The organism is Chryseotalea sp. (assembly GCF_057350905.1).
In genome coordinates this window covers 926,633-940,679 of the sequence record NZ_JBMRCF010000008.1, presented here as the reverse complement: position 1 = coordinate 940,679, position 14,047 = coordinate 926,633, and the positions used below count along the sequence as shown (strand labels likewise).

Below are 14,047 nucleotides of genomic sequence, written 5' to 3'. Positions count from 1 at the left end.
GTATCATTAAGAAATTATTATTAATAAATCGAAGGAAATTTTAGTTGATGGATTTTTAACTCGAGTAAATCGTCAATCAAAAGATCAAAGATGATGTGACAACAACAGCATACACAAAAAGAGCAACAAAGTATGGAACAGAAATTTGAAAGTAATAAGAAGAAATAACGACAACTTTTGAAAACTAACCAGAAAAACCGGAGCGATTCTGTTGCTTTGGCAGTACGACTCGATCAGAACAAAGTCTGCACGGAATCTTTAAGTGTGGTATCAGACAAAGTGAAACAAGCCCTCGTGTTTCAGAAAGAGAGGCAGGGGAAGGTTAATTAGATAAATTTGAGAAAAATAAAGTGAACTATGAAAAGCAATAAGTCTTTAGTAAAACAACTGTTAATTCTATTCATTATTCCTTTTAGCTTTTTTTCATGCAGCCAAAAATCTGATAAGAATTCAAGCCTTATTCTTGACGTAAAAAAAATTGCCGGCAAAACTGCTAATCAGGTAGAACATATCCTCGGTCAACCTGATTCGAGTTATGATTTACAGATAATGGGTAGAAAAATTTATTGTCAGTTTTATAATACCAACAAAATTGAAATACAATACCCCAATACACTGGCGACAGAAATTATTGTATACGAAACGAAGGGACTTGCTTTTAATCAAACTACTTTAAGTCAATTTGGACTTGATTACAAAATTCATCCGAATGAATATTTAAAAGACAGGCTTATTCGATGGAACAATATCGAGCCTTTTTCTTCTATCAGCTTTTATAATGTTGACAAAGACTCCGCAGGAAATATCACGAATTTCAACATCTTCTTTAAGGTGCTAGAAAAGTAACAAAAATAAAGGAGGCTCACTAGAGCCTCCTTTATAAAGTTTTCTTCAACAAAATATACTTTTACTCAATTGTGTAAGAAACACCGAGTGAAAAATTTCTGCCCAATCTGTAAGATGAAAAATTATACTCTTTGCCTTTGAAGGTATGTGTTTGTCTGTACTCAGCATCAAGTAAATTAGTTGCTGCGAACTTCATGCTCCAATTGTTTCCTAAACCCTTCTTTACATTAAAATCTAATGTTGGTCTAGGTTGTTCGAATACATTGGGTATACCACCTGTGCTAACCACTGATAAGCGTTCTCCTTGCACGTTTAGATTGATATTCGCATTAATTGTTTTATCAGGATTATCATAGGACAAAATAGCGTTGACAATATAAGGAGACTGACCAAACATGGCACGCTGGCTGCTAGCGCCCGGGTCATTAGTTCTTATTAGAGCCAGTTCACCCTCAGAAATATCAACCTGAGAATAAATGTAGGCAAGATTTACACCCAGAGAGAATTTTTGCAATGTGGGGGTTATAAAGTCAAGCTTTTTTCTAAATTCTAATTCAACACCTGATAACCATGCTTTTGCAACATTTCTAAATTGGATTTGTGTTGCCAAATCATTAGTATTTGGATCAACAGCACGTTCAATAGGGTTAGTAAAGTCCTTATAGAAAGTGCTTACAGAAATTATCTCACCTGACTTTGGAAACAACTCCCAACGAAGATCAAAATTATTAATAGTTGTGCGCTCTAAAAATGGATTTCCGATTATTTGAAAATCTCCCTGGAATTCAAATGATGCAAAAGTGGCAAGCTCACGGAATGTAGGTCTTGCAAGCGTTTTACCATAGGCTATTCTTAGATTAGAATTATCACTCAATTGTTTAGTGATATTAACGGCTGGTAAAATGTCATTACTTTCAAGTGAGGCAAAGCGTTCTGCAGGTGCAGCATTTATATTGTCTACTTCAATATCTGTTTTTTCGTAGCGTAGACCTGTGCTTACTTTCAACCCTTTAGTAGCCTGCCAATCAATCATACCATAAAAAGCAGGCACCTTTTCAATTCCGTTGTACGATCCTCCACCGGTGGTGTTGTCTTGAATAATTAAGCCGTAGGGTAGCGTATTATTAGCTCCGATCAAACCAAGGTTTGCATCAGAGAAGTAAGCGTCAATATCACCCGTGTAAGGTTGAGCAGATGGTTCCGGCTTGTACTGAATGATCTGTTCACTGAAGTTTCTGTCTTTTGAAACATAGGAAGCCCCGAATTTAAGCTTGGATTCAAGTTGGTTAATTAGTACAGGCACTTCAATGTTGGTTCTCAGATCGAAGTTGGTTTCGGCCATACTTCTGAAATACCTGGATGCTGGTCTTACGTTGTTACTGATTGCATCGTAAGTATATTGCTCTGGATTACTTCCAAAACGAAGGTTTTGAAAGAACTTCAAATCTGGCTCCTCTTGCTCACTAAGCGTATAAGCACCTGACCAGTCAAATTTTATATTTTTTGCGCCAAAAACATGCTCACCTTTTAATTGTGCATTTGAAAGTGCTCTTTCAACATAAATCATTGATCTTCCCTGAAAGAAGAAATTTGGATCATCTCCAGATGCAAATGGGAATAAACCTTCAAAGAAAGAAGCACTTGCATCAGCACCTTGATTTCTCATCAGATTCAAAGCTATTTTATGTCGTGAGCTTAGCTTTATGGTTGTGTTTAGGATACCTCCCAATAAAACAGTTTCAGTGCTTTTATTCTGTGATAAATTGTATAATGTGTCAAGAGCAGCCGCACTAACGTTTCCCGGTAAGAAGAAGCGTCCTACATCACCTGCTGAAAAATATTCATACGTGCGCTGATAGCTTAGTCCCCCAATAAAACCAATTTGCTTTCCAAAAATTTCTTTTTGATTTCCTATTGAAAAAGATAAACTATGATTAGGTGATGGCGTGTATGTTGTGGGCGCCATGCTGCCATTAAATGACTTGCTTTCACGATCCAACTGCTGAGCTTCGGCAAGATTAAAGCTTCTTGGTTGTACTCCATCTGCAACTATTGAAGGCACAAAACGATTTTTATCTGCTCTTCCAAAAACATGCCCTTTCCCCCAATCATCTGTAATTACGTTTTCAGTAAATGTGGCATTAGTGTTATAGCCAATTGATGAAGAGGCTTGAATAGTTAGTTGATCAGGAAATTCTTTAGTGGAAATATTTACATACCCTCCAGTAAAATTGGCAGGAATTTCTGGTGAGAAGGTTTTGTAAATTAAAATGTTGTCGATGAGATTAGATGGAAACAAGTCCATCTGAACTGTATTTCGATTCGGATCAAGACCTGGAATTTCAGCGCTATTCAAAGCTGTTTTAGTATAACGATCTCCAAGTCCTCTAACATAAACATACTTACCACCTTCTACAGATACTCCTGTAACGCGTTTAATGGCTGAGGCTGCATCGTTGTCGCCATTAAGGGAAAATTGTTTAGCTGAAATGCCATCTAAAACTAGACTTGACTTTCGTTGAAGTGTTAAAAGAGCAACTTCGTTATTTTTAATAACCTGAGCTGTAACGACAATTTCATCAAGATTTGTGCTTTCTGTTTTAAGTCTTATGTCCAGTATTGAAACTTCTCCCGCTTTAATCACAACATTTTCTATCTTCTGAGTCTGATAGCCTATGTAAGAGATTTGCAAAACATAGGTGCCCGCAGGAATATTATTAATTGAAAATTTGCCATCGATATCAGTCACCGAACCTAGCGAGGTTCCCACAAACTGTGCTGTTGCACCAATCAGGCTCTCTCCTGTTTCGGTATCAATAATTGAACCTCTTAGTGTCCCGTTTTGAGAAAAGGATAGTGTAAAACTTAATAGCAGAGAGACAAGTGCGAACAAACTTTTTACTATGTTCATGTGCTTTGGTTAAAACTTGCCGCAAAGGTAGACAAGTGCTAACCTATTAATTCTCAAAGCTATTTATCATTGCATTAACCGAATGTTACCATATTGTTAATCAAAGAAAGCGCCACATTTGGCGCTTTCTTTGATTTGAGAAATTCTTTAGTACTAGTTACCCAGGTAACCGTAAGCATCTACTGCTGTCCAGCCTCTTAACCAGTTGTTTGTTCCGAATGCACCGATATGGTTTGCTGCCACATAAGTAAAGGCATTCACTTCTCCAGCTGGTAAAGTTGAACGGCTCTTAGTTAAAGCTAACGATCCGGCAGCAGGCACAAGGCTAAAGTTAGAACTTGTAATGGTAATACCCGGTGTTGCTGAAATTTCGTTGCCGTTAGCAGCATCACTTAAGTAGGTTTCTAAAGCAGCCAGCCCGTTAGAAATGCCCGTTGCTCCCCCAATATTACCATCCGCTACATTAGTCCAAATATTATTTTTGAAGGCAAGGTCTCCTGCGGCAAGCCTGTCACGGCTATTTCCATTGGTTCCTCCAACATCAGTAAGGTTAATACCCTGACCAAAGCCCATGATAATACTATTATGAATTAATCCACCAGAATTCTCAGTGAAGAAGAATGCATTATGATCTGTTGCATTGGCTGTACCTGCAGCGGTAGATCCAATTAAGGTCATGTTGAAAATTTGAGGCTTAGAGAATGTTGCCGCGTTTAAGTTTCCACTGTGTGCACCATCGCTCTCAAATCCACGGTTTGAAGCATCAAAACCTTGCTCCTGAACAGCTAGCCAGAATTGATTTTCAGCTCTCCATCCAAAATCCCAGTCAAAAGCATCATCCTGATTTAAAATTGAAGCCAGATAAGAAGTATTATTCGTACCACCGAACCACTCAAATCCATCATCATCGTTTCCGTAAACTTCAATGTGATGAATCTTTGTACCGGTACCTACACCGCCCATTGTTAAACCGTTTATCTCATTACCAGCACCAATATTAGTACCACCATGACGTATAGAGACATAACTCATTTCGCCAGCATTATGTGCATCGTTTCTAGCCCAAACCTTACCGGTTACGGCCTCTGTTCCAACACCATATTGTGAGCGATATTCAGTTGCGGTAGCAGGTATACCTTCAATAGTAGTCTGACCATTAGCATGGTTAATATATGAGTTACCAAGTATGATCACACCACCCCACAAACCTCTTTGATTCTTCGGAAGATCATCAGTTCTTGTAATGTCATCTGCCAAAGCTGTAAAAATGATAGGGTTAGTTGGTGTACCATTGGCTATGATTTTACCACCACGAGCTACAATCAAAGCACTTGCATTTTCAGCCTGTCCTGTCTGACCTTTAATTACAGTTCCTGCTTCAATTGTCAATGTTTGTCCATCATTAACGAAAATCTTTCCGTTCAGAATGTATGTGTTTCTTGCTAACCATGTAGTAGTACCTACACCATTAGGAGATTCTGTTAATTCGATAATTTGAGCAGGCTCTTCAGCTACCGTTACAACAGTCGGTGAAAGTGATGTCGCTTCTTTACCTTTATTATCAACAACTTTAAAAGATATTTCGAACTCTTCTCCTTCGGCAGCATCTTCAGGAACTGCGAATGCGTAGGTAACTAATGCTGCTTTTTGATTTAGAAATGAACCAGTGATATCGACTCCTGTCCCGCCATCTACAGATACTGTTATTGTTTTGATGCCACCATCAGCAACAACCGATGCAGTTACATCAATGGATTCACCTGCACGTTGCTCAAGAGAGGCGTTCACAACCTGTACTGTTGGCAGATCAAACGTTTCTTCGTCATCGCAAGCCCATGTAAACGCTAGCATGGAGGCGATAGCGATCATTGATAAGAATTTTTTCATGATAAATGTTTTTGGTTTAGAACTTTAATTCTGCGCCAAAGGTGAACATCTAATGTTATCTGAAGCGATCGTGTCCTTTAACAAATTGTTAAAGAGCTGAGGGGATGTGTTACTTGAATATTAAGGCAGGAAGCCAGAAGTTTAGTAATTGCAGGCACAAGGCGTGGCATAATTGAAATACCAGGTGACTTTTTTATTACAATTAAATTGCTGCATCTGCTGTCAAAAAATAACCCGGTCGCTTAACACGACCGGGTCATCAGTAAATAGTTCATTTCAATTATTTCGATATAGGCACTTTATTAAGGATAGCCTTAATAATGTCTGTTGTTTTAACGTTGTCTGCCTCTGCCTCATAATTAAGAATGATGCGGTGGTTCATCACATCCAGGGCCACCTCTTTAATATCTTCCGGCAACACATAATCCCGGCCTTCAAAATAAGCAACAGCTTTAGCGGCAAGGTTCAGATTAATACTGGCTCGAGGCGAGGCACCAAACTGGATATATTGTGCCTGCTCATCTAATTTGTATTCCTTAGGTCTGCGTGTAGCAAAAACCAATTCTATAATATAGCGCTCCAGCGATTCACTGATCTTCACTTTATTGACCTGTTCACGCACTGAAAAAATATCTTCTTTGGTAAGTACAGTGTTTACTGTGAAGTCAAATTTCATATTAGAAATCCTGCGCATCACCTCAAGCTCCTGTTCTTTGGTAGGGTAATCCACCGAAACCTTCATCATAAAACGGTCTACCTGAGCTTCTGGCAAGGAGTAGGTTCCTTCCTGATCAACCGGATTCTGGGTTGCCAATACCAGAAAGGGTTTATCCAGGGTAAAAGTAGTCTCACCAATCGTTACCTGTTTTTCCTGCATGGCTTCCAGCAAAGCGGACTGCACTTTGGCCGGGGAACGGTTGATCTCATCTGCCAGAATAATATTCGCGAAAATCGGGCCTTTCTTCACTTCAAATTTGCCTTCACGCTGATTGTAAATCATAGTACCTACAAGGTCCGCAGGTAGCAGATCAGGGGTAAACTGTATGCGTGAGAAGTCAAGATGAAGTACTTGTGCTAAGGTACTCACAGTAAGCGTTTTTGCCAGTCCTGGCACACCCTCCAAAAGTACGTGTCCGTTGGTAAATAAGCCTACCAATAATCGATTCACCATGTATTCCTGGCCAACTACTACTTTGCCTACCTCGTCTAATACCTGCTTAATTTTAGCCTTATGTTCCTGATGGATCTCTGATGAAGCTGTTAATGACATATAAAAAAGTTTTACAAACCAATTAAACGACAATTTTAACGAATCGGGATCAATTTTTGTGATGAATCATCATCATAGTTCTTTTGAAGGCGTTTAATCTAGGTTAGTCACTTCTTTTTGAACCTTATTCTCGATTATACTTGTTAAAAAACGTTAATTTTTTGATTTTGCACACCCTCAACTCTAATTTTGATTCGATATGAGTAAACAAAGCGGAAACACGCTATTAGCCTTTTTACTGGGAGCAGCTGCCGGTGCAGCCATTGGTATACTCTATGCTCCGGAAAAAGGCTCTGTTACACGCGAAAAACTTTCTTTCAAACTGGACAAGTATCGCAAAATGCTCCAGGATCTGGTGAACGACCTGATTGAAGGCAAAGAAACACCGCTAACAACAGAAGCGAAAAGTCAAGGCCAAAAGGTAGTTGACGAAACTAAAAATAAGGCTGAGCAGTTATTGGATGACGTTGATACTTTACTTGAGCAGTTAAGAAATTCAAAAGGTTAAGATTAAAAAAACAGTTGTTATGAAGTTGATTATGAAAAATGTGGCCCTCGCATTAGTGGCAATTGCCTCCCTGACTTCTTGTGGAGATAAAGATGCTGAAAAGAAGATTGCTGCCCTGGAGGCGCGCTTAAGTGAGTTGGAAGGTAAAAAGTCACCAGCCGCTACCCCGGCAGTACAGGCACAACCTGTAGAAGAAGTTAAACCTGAAGGTCCTGTTGCTGCACTCCAGTTTGAAAAGGTAGAACATGACTTTGGTACCATTACAGAAGGACAAAAAGTTTCTTACACCTATAAATTTAAAAACACGGGCGATGCTCCCCTCATCATTCAAAGTGCCCAGCCCTCTTGTGGCTGTACAGTGCCTGAGTGGTCTAAAGATCCGATTCCAGTAGGTGGAGAAGGCTATGTAAAAGCTGAATTTGACAGCAAGGGTAAGCCGAATGCTCAAAACAAGACGATTACGGTTACTGCTAACACCTACCCTAAGCAAACTACATTGCGCTTTAAGGCAATGGTAATCCCTACGGTTACCGCTCCGGTACAGTAAGCATCGCCTTTAATAATTATAAACAAGAGCCCGCGCTTCTCAAAGCCGGGCTTTTTTGTGTCTTATTTGTAATTTGCCAAATCATACTTAAAATGGTTTTTAAGTATGATTTGCCATTTTACAAGTAATACAATTAACGATATGTTAACAACCAGCTATTAGCTCAAGGCTCGCAGCTAGTAGCCATAAAAAAATTAACCGAACTCATCCAATGTACCACACCCGCCTTGTTGTTATTTGTGAACCTGACTTTGCCGAGATTCTGATGGCCGAAATTGCCGAAACAGGCTTCGATACCTTCATGGAAAACGAAAAAGGCTTTGAGGCATATGTTGAATCTGAAAATTTCGATAAACAAATGCTAGAGGCCATCCGGGAACGTTACAACCAGCAGACCTCCGTTGTATTTTATCAGGATCGTATCCAGAAAAAAAACTGGAATGAAGAATGGGAGAAAAACTACGAGCCCGTAATCGTAGATGATCAGTGCATTATTCGGGCAAATTTCCATCAACCAGGTAAGCAATATCCCTATGATATTGTAATAACACCCAAGATGTCGTTTGGTACCGGCCACCACGCCACTACCTATCTGATGGTAAAAAACCAACTTGACATTGATCATACTAACAAACGCGTAATGGATGCCGGTTGCGGTACTGCCGTGCTGGCCGTAATGGCCATCAAACGAGGTGCTGCTTTTGTGGATGCTTTTGACATTGATGCCTGGAGTATTGAAAACGGAAAGGAAAATACAGAAGTAAATAATTGTCAGAACATCCGGATACGGCAGGGTAAAATCAGTGAGTTAAAATTTGATGAGCCTTTTGATATCATACTGGCCAACATCAATAAAAACATCCTGCTCATGGAAATGCCCTATTATTTTGCTTATCTGAAACCGAATGCTCTACTATTGCTAAGTGGTTTCTACGAACAAGATATCCCAGACCTACTGGCCAGGGCTGAAAAAGAGGGCCTGAGCAAAGTAAAACAAGTGGTTCACGAAACCTGGGCTACGCTTCTGCTGCAGAGAAAATAAGCACTTTAAAACTGCCCATATTGTTTACTGACTCCCCATCGTTATACAAGGGCAAAACCAAAATCTTCATTAACTTGTCTTCATTTTAGTAATACGCGCAAACCTTGAAACGCATACCGGCATTCCTGCTTTTTTTAATGTTGATGTCAACACACCTGTTGGCACAACAGGCTGTGCCGCTTCCTTTCCAAGACAGCGTGCGCAATGTCCTGGTCGCCACCCGAAACCCTGAAGCTGTTACCTTGGGGGACGCTTTCGTTCAGGTCTGGTCTTCCTACGGATTGACAGAGCAAAACAGTATTAAGAAGCAAGTCAATCTTATGCGCAAAAAGGGCTACAAACTACGCCCTCATATTGTGCAGTATGTAGGTGCCTTGGTGCATGCACGGCAAACTGAAAATGCAGACAATCCAATCATCACTTCTTTTTTGAATACGACACAAAAGGTTGTTGAAAATTACAGTGCTGCCCAGTCTCTAAATTTTTTAAATGTCAGCAAAATATTTTTTCAGCATCACGCAATCCACTTTGATAAGGGCTTTCAACTATACAGTTCTAGTGACAAATACTTTTTTGATTTTATAGAGGCACCAAAACCCATTGAAATTATTGAAGAGGAAACAACTGCACAGGACACTATACCAACAGATTGGGGTGATGAAGAAAGTACAGATGATACGCAACAGGATGATTGGACTGAAGATGCATATAGTCAGCCGCAAAATAATAACCCAATATGGATGAACATGGTGCAGGCACCAGTGCCGCCTGTTATTGAAGGGCCTGTTTTGGTTTTTGATAAAACGACCTTAAACTTTGTAACTCGGTATGACTCTGTGTTCCTCCAAAACACGAAAGGCTCATATGCTTTCAACCTTGATACCTTCATTGGCGATGGAGGTTCCTTTGATTTTACTGCGGCCCTCTTACCTGCTGATTCTGTTTTTTGTGAACTCCCCAACGGTTATTCATTCAAAACCAATAAGGCAGAGTTTAAATCTGAATACACTAAGCTTACCTATAAAGGAAAGTTAGCAGAACCCATAGCAGGTCGTTTCGAATTTAAATCAGTGGCCCATGCCGATTCCGTGGCCTCTGCCTATCCTCGTTTTAGTTCTTATGAAAACAATATTGTTCATCAGGGTGTCGGCTTAAGTAATACTCGATTTAGCGGAGGCTTTACATTAAATGGCAATAAAATAACTAGCAATTCTGTGTTCAACGGAAACTCCGTTCTTCAAGTCAGCAAAGCGGGCAATCCTCTATGGAAAGCCGTTTCACCAGGTTTTACCATCGGTAAAGAAATCATCACCACCGAAAATAGTCGAATAACAATTTTTCAGGAAAACGATTCCATCACACACCCAATGGTTCGTCTTTCTTATAAATTTCCCAGCGATAGTGCCCAACAGTTATTACTGCTGAGCTCCAAAAGCTATATGCGCTATGCTCCATTTTCATCCTCATTCTTCAATGTGGATTTCATGGTTAACAAATTAGATTGGAAACTCCTGAGCGATAGTTTAGAGCTTTCTATTGATGGCAACCGGAGCACCGTTCCAATGATTGTGGAATCTGTAAATTATTACGACCCTAACGACTACAATGCGCTTCAAAGTGAAGCATTTAATTTTCATCCCTTAGTCGTTGTAGCAAACTACTGTTTAAAAAATAAGGTGCGCGAATTTTATGTTGGCGATTTGGCGTTAGCTACAAAACGTGATGTGCGTGAAATGCAAAACGCCATAGATTTTCTGGCACAAAAAGGAATGGTTGAGTTTTTCCCTCAACAAAATTTTGTGCGGGTGAAGGAAAAAGCTATCCAGGTTTATAAATCACAACAGAAGAAAACGGATTATGATAATCTGAAAATTCACTCCGTAATAGACACTGCCACAAATGCCACTTTAAATTTTGCCAAAAGGCAAATGACCATTCGCGGTGTAGAGAGTTTCAATGTAAGCGACTCACTCAATTGTACAATTTTTCCAGATAGCTCCACCATTGTTCTCTTACAGAATCGCGATCTCAAATTTGACGGACGAATCAGTGCAGGAAATTTTGAAATTACCGGTAAAGAATTTACACTCAAGTACGACAGCTTTTTTATTAACATGAAGCAGATCGACTCCATTGGTTTTTTTGTCACTGAAAAAAACCGACAAGGGCAAACTGTACGCAGACGCATTGATAACTCCATGCAAGGTGCAGACTCAACTCGTGCTGCTACAGCCGGGATAGACCGTGTGCGCAGTTCAGGCGGTACACTATACATCAGTCGTCCCAATAACAAATCAGGAAGATTAAAAACTGCTGATTACCCAAGGCTTGATGCAACCAATGGGGGAGTAATTTATTTTGACAGGAAAGAAATTTTAAATGGCACCTATGATCGCTCGATTTTCTTTATGGTGCCACCATTTAAACTAGACAGTTTGAACGATGCTGATCCGGCCGCCATTAACTTCGAAGGTACATTTGTAAGCAATGGTATGTTCCCCAATTTTAAAGAAAAGCTGCATACCATGCCAGATAAGTCATTGGGGTTTGAGCATACAATCCCTGGCGATGGTTATCAACTTTTCAAAGGAGATGGCAAGATCCACGGCAATATTCATCTTGATAAACGAGGTATTCGCGCCAATGCAAACATCGATTATCTGGCCGCGCACATCCGGTCCGATAATTTTCTATTCTTCCCTGACTCTGTGCTTGGAAAAGGTCAGCGTGCACACATGACTAAGGAACAATTCGGGAATGTTATTTTTCCGCAGGCAACATTCCCTAATTATGAAATGAACTGGAAACCCAGACGCGATGAATTAAAACTAAAAACAACTAATTCTGATTTTCACTTTTATGATTCAACTGCTCAGTTAAGGGGTAGTATTGTTGTCTCTAAAAAAGGTGTAAACGGAGATGGCACTTTAAAAACCAGGGGCACAGAATTGACCTCGAAAGAAATGAGTTTTATTTCAGACCAGTTTACGGCACGACATGCTACTTTTAATGTTTTGTCTGAGGACTCCACAAAACCAGCTCTCGCTGGTAAAGATGTACGCTTACGTTTTAACCTTACAGAAAACGTAGCTGACATCGGCCCCGAAGTGGCAGGGGATGCTGCTATTGAGTTTCCTTTTGCACAGTTTAAAACTTCTATACCGCGAGCCGTGTGGGATTTAAACACGCAAAAAATCACCATGTCAAAAGACAAATCAGTGCCTATTGAGGATTCATATTTCTACACTACTCGAAAAGACCTGGATTCACTGCGGTTCAATGCTGAAAAAGCAGAATACGATATTAAAAAACAAGAGTTAAAAGTAAGTGGTATCCCGTACATCATTGTAGCGGATGCTAAAATTACACCGGATGGTAACGAGGTGTTGATCTTAGAAAACGCACAGATTGGCACATTAAAAAATACTACGATTATTATCGATACGCTGAATGGATACCATCGTTTAACGGAAGGGGTTATTGATATCAAGTCAAGAAATGAGTTTTCAGGATACGCTACTTACCAGTATGTCAACTTTCTTAAAGACACTTTTGAAATTAAGTTAACTGATTTCCACCTTGAAAGTATTGTAAAAACAGATTCACTCAAACGCAGTAATCGCAAACGTGTAGATGCCTCTCAGCAAACCGTGGCCATTGGTTCTGTAGATGAGGCAAAAAAATTAGTGTTAGGCGCTGGTCTGTTTTATAAAGGCGACATGAAAATGTATGCGACACGACCTGCGCTTGAACTAGAAGGTTTTGTTAAACTCGATATCAAAAAGATAAAAAATTATAACACCTGGATTCGTTATAAGCAAAGTGGTGAAGAAACTGAAGTTGCCATTGAGTTCGATAATGCCGTAACAGAAGAAGGCAAAAAGGTAGATGCAGGTTTACATTTTAATGCCACTGACAACAGCCTTTATATTTCTTTTCTTAATGATAAGCTCAATGACGAGGATGAAGATTTTTTTGTGCCTAGCGGATCACTTTTTTACGATAATGAAGCTGCTGAATATAAGATTGAAGATTTAGAAAAAGCGGCAGGCAATAAACTCTCTGGAAAAGTCTTTTCCTACAATGACAACAACCTAAACATACGTTTTGAAGGTCCTGTTAATCTTTTCAGCGGTAACAGTTCTTTCAATATTACATCCACTGTTATCGGTCAGGGTAATCTGGAAACAAATGATATCCGAATGAATTCGATGGTGCTGGTAGATGCTAAAATACCCAGTACAGCATTCGATGCTATGGCACGCGACATACAAACCGTTATTACAAATGAGGGTGCAGGTGAAGGCTTGGGAGATTTAACGGAGTTGCTTTACAAGGTTGCCGACATTGTAGGCGAGCGTGAGGCCAGGGCTTATGAGCAGGCAAGTCAGAAAGCCTATGTTTCTTTAGCTACAATTGCTGCTACCGCTAAGCCCCTGAACTTCGCTAATGTTAATTTTAAATGGTCACAAGGTTTCAAAGCATTCTATAGCGAGGGGAGTTTGGGAATTTCAAACATTGGTCGTAACGATATAAACGGGGCTTTTGAGGGCTTTATGGAGGTTAAGAAAAATGAAGACGGGCTTCCTGTTTTCAATGTATTCATTAAAGCTTCGCCCGAGTCGTGGTATTCATTTAGCTATGAAGACAATCGGTTGCTGGCACATTCTTCTAATCCTGTCTTCAATAGTATTATCTCCAAAAAAAACAATTCAGGAAAAGCAAAAGTAGGTGAACTCATTTTTGTGCCTGGCAGCGATGATGAAACCCTGGCTTTCATCAACCGCTTTAGAAGAGATTATTATGGTATTGAAGTGCCCTACAGTTTAAGTGCAGGTAGCACAGGCGCTAAAAAGAAAGAAGAGGAGAAGAAAGAGGATGATGGGTTTTAGAATTTAGAATTTAGAATTTAGAATTTAGAATTTAGAATTTAGAATTTAGAATTTAGAATTTAGAATTTAGAATTTAGAATTTAGAATTTAGAATTTAGAATTTAGAATTTTTTAATAAAAGCACGGTCAATTTCAAAATTCAAT

General features: G+C 39.6%; 8 protein-coding genes. 5 read left to right on the top strand and 3 right to left on the bottom strand.

Annotated features, from left to right (window positions below):
• The first annotated feature begins 357 nt into the window (after positions 1-357).
• The gene (locus tag ACO1XM_RS12605) at positions 358-846 is read left to right on the top strand and encodes a hypothetical protein (RefSeq protein WP_486229452.1); all 489 of its coding nucleotides are present in this window, start codon (positions 358-360) and stop codon (positions 844-846) included.
• Between the two features lie 61 nt (positions 847-907).
• On the opposite strand, the gene ACO1XM_RS12600 is transcribed toward ACO1XM_RS12605, so the two are convergent.
• The 3 genes from ACO1XM_RS12600 to ACO1XM_RS12590 all read right to left on the bottom strand — a co-directional run bounded on the left by ACO1XM_RS12600 (position 908) and on the right by ACO1XM_RS12590 (position 6,914).
• Positions 908-3,757, bottom strand: coding sequence for a TonB-dependent receptor (locus ACO1XM_RS12600; RefSeq protein WP_486229450.1), 2,850 nt, complete (start codon positions 3,755-3,757; stop codon positions 908-910).
• A gap of 153 nt (positions 3,758-3,910) precedes the next feature.
• A complete protein-coding gene (locus ACO1XM_RS12595) occupies positions 3,911-5,644 on the bottom strand; it encodes a hypothetical protein (protein WP_486229448.1) in 1,734 nt (577 codons plus the stop codon).
• A gap of 280 nt (positions 5,645-5,924) precedes the next feature.
• Positions 5,925-6,914, bottom strand: coding sequence for an AAA family ATPase (locus ACO1XM_RS12590; protein WP_486229446.1), 990 nt, complete (start codon positions 6,912-6,914; stop codon positions 5,925-5,927).
• Positions 6,915-7,113: 199 nt separating this feature from the next.
• Here ACO1XM_RS12590 and ACO1XM_RS12585 point away from each other — a divergent pair, with 199 nt between their 5' ends.
• The 4 genes from ACO1XM_RS12585 (at position 7,114) to ACO1XM_RS12570 (ending at position 13,903) form a co-directional block, all read left to right on the top strand.
• Positions 7,114-7,422, top strand: a complete 309-nt coding sequence (locus ACO1XM_RS12585) for a YtxH domain-containing protein (RefSeq protein WP_486229444.1) — start codon at positions 7,114-7,116, stop codon at positions 7,420-7,422.
• A 19-nt stretch (positions 7,423-7,441) separates the two neighbouring features.
• Positions 7,442-7,969, top strand: coding sequence for a DUF1573 domain-containing protein (locus ACO1XM_RS12580; RefSeq protein ID WP_486229442.1), 528 nt, complete (start codon positions 7,442-7,444; stop codon positions 7,967-7,969).
• Between the two features lie 211 nt (positions 7,970-8,180).
• Entirely contained in the window at positions 8,181-9,011 is an 831-nt protein-coding gene (gene prmA, locus ACO1XM_RS12575) for a 50S ribosomal protein L11 methyltransferase (RefSeq protein ID WP_486229440.1), read from the top strand.
• Positions 9,012-9,115: 104 nt separating this feature from the next.
• Positions 9,116-13,903 (top strand): hypothetical protein, encoded by a 4,788-nt coding sequence (locus ACO1XM_RS12570; RefSeq protein WP_486229438.1) that lies wholly within the window; start codon positions 9,116-9,118, stop codon positions 13,901-13,903.
• The last annotated feature ends 144 nt before the right edge of the window (positions 13,904-14,047 follow it).

Excerpts from the sequence above, each read along its gene's own strand:
- ACO1XM_RS12605 (WP_486229452.1), top strand. The coding sequence starts at position 358 with ATGAAAAGCAATAAGTCTTTAGTAAAACAACTGTTAATTCTATTCATT.
- ACO1XM_RS12600 (WP_486229450.1), bottom strand. The coding sequence starts at position 3,757 with ATGAACATAGTAAAAAGTTTGTTCGCACTTGTCTCTCTGCTATTAAGT.
- ACO1XM_RS12595 (WP_486229448.1), bottom strand. The coding sequence starts at position 5,644 with ATGAAAAAATTCTTATCAATGATCGCTATCGCCTCCATGCTAGCGTTT.
- ACO1XM_RS12590 (WP_486229446.1), bottom strand. The coding sequence starts at position 6,914 with ATGTCATTAACAGCTTCATCAGAGATCCATCAGGAACATAAGGCTAAA.
- ACO1XM_RS12585 (WP_486229444.1), top strand. The coding sequence starts at position 7,114 with ATGAGTAAACAAAGCGGAAACACGCTATTAGCCTTTTTACTGGGAGCA.
- ACO1XM_RS12580 (WP_486229442.1), top strand. The coding sequence starts at position 7,442 with ATGAAGTTGATTATGAAAAATGTGGCCCTCGCATTAGTGGCAATTGCC.
- prmA (WP_486229440.1), top strand. The coding sequence starts at position 8,181 with ATGTACCACACCCGCCTTGTTGTTATTTGTGAACCTGACTTTGCCGAG.